This is a genomic window from Streptococcus sp. 10824 (genome assembly GCF_013276595.1).
Lineage (GTDB): Bacteria > Bacillota > Bacilli > Lactobacillales > Streptococcaceae > Streptococcus > Streptococcus pseudopneumoniae.
Genome location: NZ_VMLH01000146.1, coordinates 1 through 8,417 on the forward strand (window position 1 = coordinate 1; position 8,417 = coordinate 8,417).

9 protein-coding genes are annotated in these 8,417 nt (G+C 42.7%); all 9 read right to left on the reverse strand.

Translation table 11 applies throughout. The features are described 5' to 3' along the window. Nucleotides 1-294 precede the first annotated feature (294 nt). Nucleotides 295-645 carry a 30S ribosome-binding factor RbfA gene (gene rbfA, locus HT701_RS10800; protein ID WP_001273603.1) on the reverse strand — a complete coding sequence of 117 codons (351 nt, stop codon included), beginning with the start codon at nt 643-645 and terminating at the stop codon, nt 295-297. Between the two features lie 250 nt (nt 646-895). Next, a complete protein-coding gene (gene infB, locus HT701_RS10805; RefSeq protein ID WP_172931526.1) occupies nt 896-3,697 on the reverse strand; it encodes a translation initiation factor IF-2 in 2,802 nt (933 codons plus the stop codon). A gap of 16 nt (nt 3,698-3,713) precedes the next feature. After that, a complete protein-coding gene (locus tag HT701_RS10810; RefSeq protein WP_172931527.1) occupies nt 3,714-4,013 on the reverse strand; it encodes a YlxQ-related RNA-binding protein in 300 nt (99 codons plus the stop codon). Beyond that, a complete protein-coding gene (locus tag HT701_RS10815; protein ID WP_000857562.1) occupies nt 4,006-4,299 on the reverse strand; it encodes a YlxR family protein in 294 nt (97 codons plus the stop codon). Before HT701_RS10815 ends, HT701_RS10810 begins: the two co-directional genes overlap by 8 nt. A 21-nt stretch (nt 4,300-4,320) precedes the next feature. Beyond that, complete coding sequence (gene nusA, locus HT701_RS10820; RefSeq protein ID WP_172931528.1) at nt 4,321-5,457, reverse strand: transcription termination factor NusA; 1,137 nt, start codon at nt 5,455-5,457, stop codon at nt 4,321-4,323. 43 nt (nt 5,458-5,500) lie between these two features. Further along, complete coding sequence (gene rimP, locus HT701_RS10825; RefSeq protein WP_025170680.1) at nt 5,501-5,980, reverse strand: ribosome maturation factor RimP; 480 nt, start codon at nt 5,978-5,980, stop codon at nt 5,501-5,503. Nucleotides 5,981-6,106: 126 nt separating this feature from the next. Next, nucleotides 6,107-6,742 carry a tRNA (guanosine(46)-N7)-methyltransferase TrmB gene (gene trmB / locus HT701_RS10830; protein WP_172931529.1) on the reverse strand — a complete coding sequence of 212 codons (636 nt, stop codon included), beginning with the start codon at nt 6,740-6,742 and terminating at the stop codon, nt 6,107-6,109. Further along, entirely contained in the window at nt 6,739-7,533 is a 795-nt protein-coding gene (locus HT701_RS10835) for a phosphotransferase family protein (RefSeq protein WP_016399198.1), read from the reverse strand. Before HT701_RS10835 ends, trmB begins: the two co-directional genes overlap by 4 nt. 162 nt (nt 7,534-7,695) lie before the next feature. Continuing rightward, nucleotides 7,696-8,307, reverse strand: coding sequence for a type II CAAX endopeptidase family protein (locus tag HT701_RS10840; protein ID WP_172931530.1), 612 nt, complete (start codon nt 8,305-8,307; stop codon nt 7,696-7,698). Nucleotides 8,308-8,417: the final 110 nt, after the last annotated feature.

Sequence of the window (8,417 nt, forward strand, 5' to 3'; positions counted from 1 at the left end):
GTTGCAATACTTGCATAGCTAAGTCTTGTTCAGCCATATAAATACCTCTTTCTCTTGTATCTTTATCTCATAATATCACACTATCTAAATTTTATAAATCTTTTTAATAATTTTTAATACTCTTCGAAAATCAAATTCAAACTACGTCAGCTTCACCTTGCCCTACTCCAGTACAGCCTGCGGCTAGTTTCCTAGTTTGCTCTTTGATTTTCATTGAGTATAAGTCTAGAAAGATTCCCCCATCATGTTTTATTGCCTTTTTCTCCACCAAAAAAGAGGGGCAACCCCTCTTTCTTAGTTCTTATCCAGATTGCGTAGCATCTCGTCAATCTTGTTTCCATACTCGATGGACTCGTCTTTGACGAAGGTCAAATCTGGGATTTTGTACAATTTCAAATTGCGACCAAGTTCACGTTTGATGGTACCAGTTGCTTTTTCAAGCCCGATTTGGACTTTTTGGTTATCCGAAGCAAGGTTACTCAAAATGGTGTAATAAACCTTGGCAACAGACAAGTCACCCAGCATCTGAACATCTGTGATGGTCACACCTTGGACACGTGGATCACGGACTTTCTTTTGCAAAATCTCATTGACTTCACGCTTGATTTCCATGCCCACACGATCTGTACGGAAATGATTTGCCATGATATTCCTTTCTCTACTTTGAACCAAAAGCTAGGCCAGCAGACCTAGCTATTTTAAACTTCTTGATTTTCAGTTTAAATTGAAACGAAGTTCAATTTGAAGTCATCTGCTTCTTTCGCCGTGGTGAAAGTGATGGAACTGATTTATCAGTCCCATCACAGGGGATTTTTGAGACCCTAGGCTCAAAAATAAGCAATGAAACCATCGGTTTGCTTGCGTCCCTCACCACCTAAGAAAGGAGCAAAAAATCTTATCTCTTGATTTCTTCCATGACATAGGCCTCAATCACATCATCCATCTTAATATCATTGTAGCCGTCGATCATCAATCCACCTTCACGGCCGTTTGTAACTTCCTTAACGTCGTCTTTATAGTGTTTCAAGCTTGCGAGTTCACCATCATAGATAACGACACCATCACGGATAACACGGACTTTAGAGTCACGGGCAACCTTACCGTTGATAACCATAAATCCACCGATAGTTCCCACTTTAGACACCTTGAAGGTTTCACGAATAACTGCTTCACCGATAACTTTTTCTTCGAATTCTGGATCAAGCATCCCTTTCATGGCTTCTTCCATCTCTTCGATAACCTTATAGATAATGCTGTGGAGACGGATTTCCACATCGTCAGCTTCTGCCTGTTGACGAGCTTGTGGTGTAGGGCGTACGTTGAAACCAACGATAAAGGCATTTGAAGCTTCGGCAAGGGTCACGTCTGATTCGTTGATAGCACCGACCGCTGAGTGGACGATAGTCACTTTGACACCTTCCACGTCAATCTTTTGAAGTGAGGCAGAAAGGGCTTCAACAGAACCTTGTACATCGGCCTTGATGATAACATTAACAGATTTGAGTTCCCCAGCTTTAAGGGTATCAAAGAGGTTTTCAAGGCTAACACGTTGGGTAGCTTGACGTTGTTTCATGAGGGCACGTTTGGCACGCTCTTCACCTGCTGCACGCGCAGATTTTTCATCCTCGTAAACGGCAAAGTGGTCACCCGCCATCGGTGCTTCGTTCAAACCTGTGATAGAGACTGGTGTTGATGGTCCAGCAACTTTAACACGACGACCAAGGTCGTTGGTCATAGCACGGACACGACCGAAGGTATTTCCGACAACGATTGGGTCTTGAACATTCAAGGTACCTTGTTGTACAAGAAGGGTTGCGACCGCACCTTTTCCTTTATCCAAGCGCGCTTCGATAACCGTACCGATTGCACGCACTGTTGGGTCTGCCTTGAGTTCTTGGATTTCAGCTACAAGAAGGACTGTTTCCAACAATTCTTCGATATTTTGGTTGAATTTAGCTGAGATTTCAACAAATTCAGAATCTCCACCCCAAGCAGTTGACATAACTCCATGCTCTGCCAATTCACCGATAACGCGTTCTGGGTTAGCACCTGGTTTATCAATCTTGTTAATGGCTACGATGATTGGAACGTTGGCCGCTTTTGAGTGGTTAATGGCTTCGATAGTCTGAGGCATAACCCCGTCATCTGCCGCTACGACCAAGATCGTAATATCGGTAACAGAAGCACCACGCGCACGCATAGATGTAAAGGCCGCGTGTCCTGGTGTATCAAGGAAGGTAATCTTCTTACCATTTTCCACAATTTGGTAGGCACCGATATGCTGAGTGATACCACCTGCTTCACCTGTCGCAACACGAGAGTTACGAAGGGTATCTAGGAGAGTTGTTTTACCATGGTCAACGTGTCCCATGATAGTTACAACTGGTGGACGCTCAACCAATTCATCTTCATTGAGATAACCATCTTCGACAAAGAAACGTTCGATGTCGGCATTATCCACTTCAACCTTTTGTTTGGCTTCGATACCGTAATCCACCATGAGGAGTTCAATGGTTTCCCCATCCAAAGATTGGTTTTGTGTGGCCATGACCCCCATCATAAAGAGTTTCTTAACGATTTCAGCTGGTTCACGTTTGATACGTTTTGCGATTTCCGCAACGGTCATACCATCTGTATATTCAAATTCTGTTGGCAATTCATGGAATTTACGCTCTGTAACAGGTTTTGGAGTCTGATTACGATTGTTCTTGTTATTGCCTTTTTTGTTCTTCTTGTTGTTATTCCAGTTACTATTCTTTTGATTTCTCACTTGATTTTGACTACTTCGATTCTTTTGTTGTTTTCTAGGACCATCTTCTTCGTGATCATAATCGTCACGATTTTTGTCTGGTCGAGCTTGTTTCTTACGACGTGTATCCACTGGCGCTTCTTTAGCTACAGGAGCAAGTTCAACCACTGCTTGAACTTGCCGTTCTTGTTGCGCTTGTTCAGCTAACTTAGCCGCTTCTTCAAAGATTTCCTCTGGTTCCTTGCGTTTGTTAGCTTGAGCCAAGGCTTCTTTAGCAGCCTGATACTGCTTGAAGCGTTCCTCACTTGAACGTGCATATTCAGCATTTTGCTCTGCTTTTAGGGCTGCTGCACGGGCTTTAAAGTCAACACGTGGAGCCGCTTGATTTGGACGTTTATCCTCTTGTTGACGGCGTTCATTTCCTCGATTTTGCTGACCTTGCTGTTTCTTAGCTTGATCATTAAAGCGACGATTATCGCGGTTGCCTTGACCTTGTTTTCCACCATTGCGACCTTCGTTTTTCTGACGGTTTCCGTTTTGTTGTTGGTCACGGTTATTGCCCTTATTTTGCTTGCGTCGTTCTGCCTGTTCTTTGGCACGAGCTTCACGCTCAGCCTTGAAATTACGACTTTGCGGTTTAGCTGCTACTTTTTCTGTTTTCGAAGCGACTGGCTCTGCAGGTTTTGCCTCTTCCTTAGCTACAGCTGGTTTAGCTGGCTCAGATTTTTCGGCTTTCTTTTCTGTACTTGCTTTTGGTGCTGCAGGTTTTGCTTCTGCTTTCGGAGCAGCTGCAGGCTTAAAGCTGGCAGCGATTTTTGCAGCGACAGCTTCTTCCACACTTGATGAGTGGCTTTTCACATCCAAGCCCAACTCTTTTGCACGCGCTACAACTTCTTTACTTTCTTTTCCAAGTTCTTTTGCGATTTCGTACAATCTTTTCTTAGACAAATCATGTCCTCCTCTTCTATTCCATAAGAGACCTCATTTTCTTTGTAAATCCAGCATCTGTTACAGCCAAAACCTTTCTCGATTTCCCGACTGCTATGCTTAATTCCAGTGTTGAAAACACGGTTACAATTTCTACTTGATAATAATGACTTTTATCTTGAATCTTCTTGGTTAGATTGGGTCCAGCATCATGGGCTAGAAAGACCAACTTGGCCTTGCCGTCTTGAACGGCCTTGACCACCAATTCTTCACCCGATATGATACGCCCTGCTCGTTGAGCAAGCCCCAAGAGATTGCTTATCTTTTGCTTATTCAAGTCCTAACTCTCTTCTTTTCACTTTGTGATCCACATAAGCGATCAACTCGTCATAAAAGCTTTCTTCCACTTCCATGCTAAAGCTACGGTTAAAGACCTTCTTCTTTTTCGCCTCTAAGGCTTCTGCATTGTCTAGCTTGATATAAGCGCCGCGGCCATTAGCCTTGCCTGTCGGATCGATAAAGACTTGCCCTTCCTTGTTCTTGACAATGCGGAGCAAATCACGCTTATCAATCACTTCATTGGACACAACAGACTTGCGCAAAGGGATTTTTCTCGTTTTCATCTTTCCCTCCTCTAGCAGCTTTTATTCTTCTACAGTATCGTTTTCTACTTCCAACTCTACTGAAGCAGCTTCTTCCATGGCTTCAAATTCGCTAGCAGACTTGATGTCGATACGGTAACCAGTCAAGTGAGCCGCCAAGCGAACGTTTTGTCCACGGCGACCGATGGCAAGAGAAAGCTTGTTATCAGGAACGACCACCAAGGCACGTTTGCTGTCGTTTTCATCAAAGATAACTTGGTCAACCTCCGCAGGAGCGATGGCATTGTAGATAAATTCAGCTGGATCTGCTACCCACTCGATAACGTCGATATTTTCTTCAATTGGTACCATACGGTCGCTCTTGGCATCGTAGCGAGCTGGGTGGAACTTGCTAGTAATCTTCTTGATATTCGCTCCACCACGTCCAACGATTGTACCGATAGCATCCACGTTTGGATTGTGGCTACGAACAGCAACCTTAGTACGGTCACCAGCTTCACGAGCTACGCTCATGATTTCAACTGTTCCGTCATAAACTTCTGGAATTTCTTGCTCCATCAAGCGTTTGATCATTTCTGGATGGCTACGGCTAACAAAGACATTGACACCACGAGGGTTGTCTTCAACCTTGTAGACATAAACTTCAATACGATCATGAGAAGCAAAAACTTCTCCAGGTATTTGGTCTTGTTTTGACAATTGGGCTTCGATACTGCCAAGGTTAACATAGATAAAGCGGTTGTCAAAGCGTTCTACTGTACCAGACATGATTTCTTGCTCATGTTCTTTGTAAGTATTGTAAGTGATGGCACGTGTTTGCTTGCGCATTTTTTCCATGATGGTTTGTTTGGCAGATTGGGCTGCTACACGACCAAACTCAGCAGGTGCTTCTTCAAACTTGATCTTGTCGCCAAGTTCATAGGCTGAATTGATGGCAAGAGCATCTTTCAAGCTGATTTCCAAACGGCTATCAAATACTTCATCAACCACTTCACGAACAGTATAAACGGTAAAGTCACCTGTTTTTTCGTTAAAGTCAATAGCTACGCTGTCTGATTGACCATAGCGTCTGCGATAAGCGGAACGAAGCGACTCTACTACTGCGTCGATGATATCTTCTTTTTTGATTCCCTTGTCTTCTTCCAAAATGCGGAAGGCCTCTAGCATTTCTTTACTCATGTTTTCTTCACTTTTGAATCCTCAAAAGCTATCCTTTCTTTTTCTATAATTTAACTGCTAAACGTGCTTTTGATACTAAACTGTATGGAATTTGGACGGTTTTCTTACGCGTCTTGTCCATATATTCCATAGTCAACTCGTCCTCTTCGAAGGCCAACAAGGTTCCTTCAAAGACCTTTTGCTTATCGATGGCTTGGTAGAGCCCGACATGGATGTATTTCCCAACCGCTCCAGCGACGGCATCCTTGGTTTTCAAAGGACGTTCCAAGCCTGGACTGGTGATTTCTAGGAAATATTGTTCTGGGAAGGGATCTGGCTTGATGGTGTCTAGGACAGGACTGATCATTTCTGTCAAGTCTGCCGTGTCGTTCAAGGTAATTCCTTCAGGTTTATCTACAAAAATACTGAGAATCATGTCACTGCCAATCTTTCCATACTCGATATCCACGAGTTCGAAAGGTGATTGAATGACAGGTTCTACAACTTCTCTGACTAATTCTACGATTGTTGCGATTGCGTCCACCTCCTCATAAGCAAGAGGCGAAGATATTTCCCCGCCTCTCTTTCTCATATTCTTACTCTTAGTATAGCACATTTGCCAACTTATGTAAAGCAAAAGCACTTATACAGCCTGATTTCAGGCTATTTCTTAAAATTCTGCCTCAACTCGGTAGATAACTTGCCCCTTGTTGGAGAATTTTTGCTCGTATTCTGTCATGACATTGCCTTCAAAATCACTGGTATGCAAATCAAGCCAGACACCGTTGAGCTTCATGCCATACTGAGAAAAGCTCACTAGACTGTACTCAAACAAGCCACGGTTATCCGTCTTGAAATGAATTTCTCCATTTTCAGGCAAGATACGCTTGAAGGTATCCAAGAAGGTCTTGTAGGTCAAACGACGCTTTTCATGACGTTTTTTCGGCCAAGGATCTGAAAAGTTCAGATACAAACGATCAATCTCACCGTCTTCAAAATAGTCAGTCAAGTCAGAACCATCTACCCACAAGAGCTTAATATTCGGTACTCCAACTTCAAGAACCTTGTCCAAAGCGTAGCTCAAAACAGACTTTTGAATATCAATCCCGATATAGTTGATGTCAGGGTTTTGCTTAGCCATACCTGAAACAAAGGCACCCTTTCCACTTCCAACTTCCACATGAATGGGATTGTCATTGCCAAACAAGTCCCGCCATTTTCCCTTGGCTTCCAAGGGATTGAGGATCACATACTGGGGATTTGCCTCTAGTAATTCTGTCGCCCCTTTACGATTTCTAACTCTCATCTTCTCTTTCCATACTTGTCTCGGAAGTGACGCAAGCCATGGATCTCCCGATTGACATTTTCTAAATCTTGGTTCATATAATACTTGGAAATCTGGCTCAAATAAGACAATTGACCATACCAATACAATTTACTTAATACCGTTTGATTGTACTTGTAACCGTAGTAGGTCAACCATTCCTTCCACTGATGTTCTGGAATATAATGGCAGAGCATATGGGCCACATCAAACATGCGGTCGGTCAAGCGAACCGAATCCCAATCCACCAAATAAATCAAGCCACTGTCTGTCTCAATCCAATTACTATGTCGTACATCTCCATGGACAATGGTCGCATGGTCCTCTCTAAATCCTGGAATAGTCTGACGTAAATCAGCCATCACTTCACTGATAAAATGATTTTTACGCAAAGCATCTGGAGCCGTTTCTTGCCAAGACTGCAGTAAATCTACAGGTGTTTCCATGGCATAGCCCAAACGACTCAACTGTGTCATCAACGGACGTGAGCGATGAAGACGGGTTAAAATATTGACGATTTGCTTACGATTCATATCATATGGGGTCAATATCTTGCCTGTCAACCATTCTTGAGCACACATATCACGTCCATCTGCCAAACGGCGACTCCATAATAATTGTGGAGCAATTTGTTCTCTAGCTAGACCAGGTAGGATTGGAGAGGTGTTCATTTTTACAAAGATACGCTTCCCATCAGGATAGCTACCCATATAAGCCTTGCCACTTTTCCCAGGTATGGGAGTCAGTGTTAGCTCATTATCACCCAAATCCATTTCTTTCCTCCGTATAAAGTTTCCTTACTATTCTACTAGTTTTTGGCCTATTCGTCAACCGCTCCACGCCCGATTCTCAAAGAAAAGCATCTCAATTGGCTCAGGCTATCATTATAACTTGAAAAAGGCAAGCACCATCTCCTACTTACCTTTTCATAATTTTTATAAATAATATAAGAGTGGCCAACTGTTGTAAAACATGTGGACTAGAGTAGAAACCCATAAGTTTTGGCTCTTTTTATAAGCAAAGCCCAGCAACAAGCCCCCAAGTAGATAAAAAATAAACGAAGGTACATTAGAAGGACCATGCATGAACGAAAAGAGTGAGGAAGTCAACACAAGCCCTAACCAAGAATTGTCAAAAACGGCACCTTGAAGAAGTCCTCTGAAAATGAGTTCCTCCTGGATGGGGCCAAAAACTGAGGTAGTCAAAATCAAAGACAGAGAAATTCCTCTGCTGACTTCCGCCAAGTGTTGAACTCCTGCGCCAGAAGAAATAGCGAAGAAATGAATATAAACCAGCGTCTCAAGTACACTTAGAAGAAAGATTGCAATGAAAAGTAAAAGTTGTTTCTTGCTTAACATCCCAAAAGAAATCATTTCAAACTTTCTAGCATAAACAACACTCAGCGAGGTTACTAGAAGACTTACAATAATCAATTCAGATTCATTTTGAAAAAAATCCCCGTGGTTAATCGTATAAGGAACTGTAATGACGATTATTAGTACTAAAAATCCAAAACACAAGGCATGAAATTTATCAAAAAACTCCATAAAATTATCCTCCTCACCAAACAGACTTCCTACGCGTCATCCTTTAGCTTTAATCTTTCCAAAACAAACCATTTTATACTAATTCAAACCACGTCAACGTCACCTTGCCG

Coding starts and splice junctions, on each gene's coding strand:
- rbfA (WP_001273603.1), bottom strand. CDS start 645: ATGGCAAATCATTTCCGTACAGATCGTGTGGGCATGGAAATCAAGCGT.
- nusA (WP_172931528.1), bottom strand. CDS start 5,457: ATGAGTAAAGAAATGCTAGAGGCCTTCCGCATTTTGGAAGAAGACAAG.
- HT701_RS10840 (WP_172931530.1), bottom strand. CDS start 8,307: ATGGAGTTTTTTGATAAATTTCATGCCTTGTGTTTTGGATTTTTAGTA.
- HT701_RS10835 (WP_016399198.1), bottom strand. CDS start 7,533: ATGGATTTGGGTGATAATGAGCTAACACTGACTCCCATACCTGGGAAA.
- HT701_RS10815 (WP_000857562.1), bottom strand. CDS start 4,299: ATGAAAACGAGAAAAATCCCTTTGCGCAAGTCTGTTGTGTCCAATGAA.
- trmB (WP_172931529.1), bottom strand. CDS start 6,742: ATGAGAGTTAGAAATCGTAAAGGGGCGACAGAATTACTAGAGGCAAAT.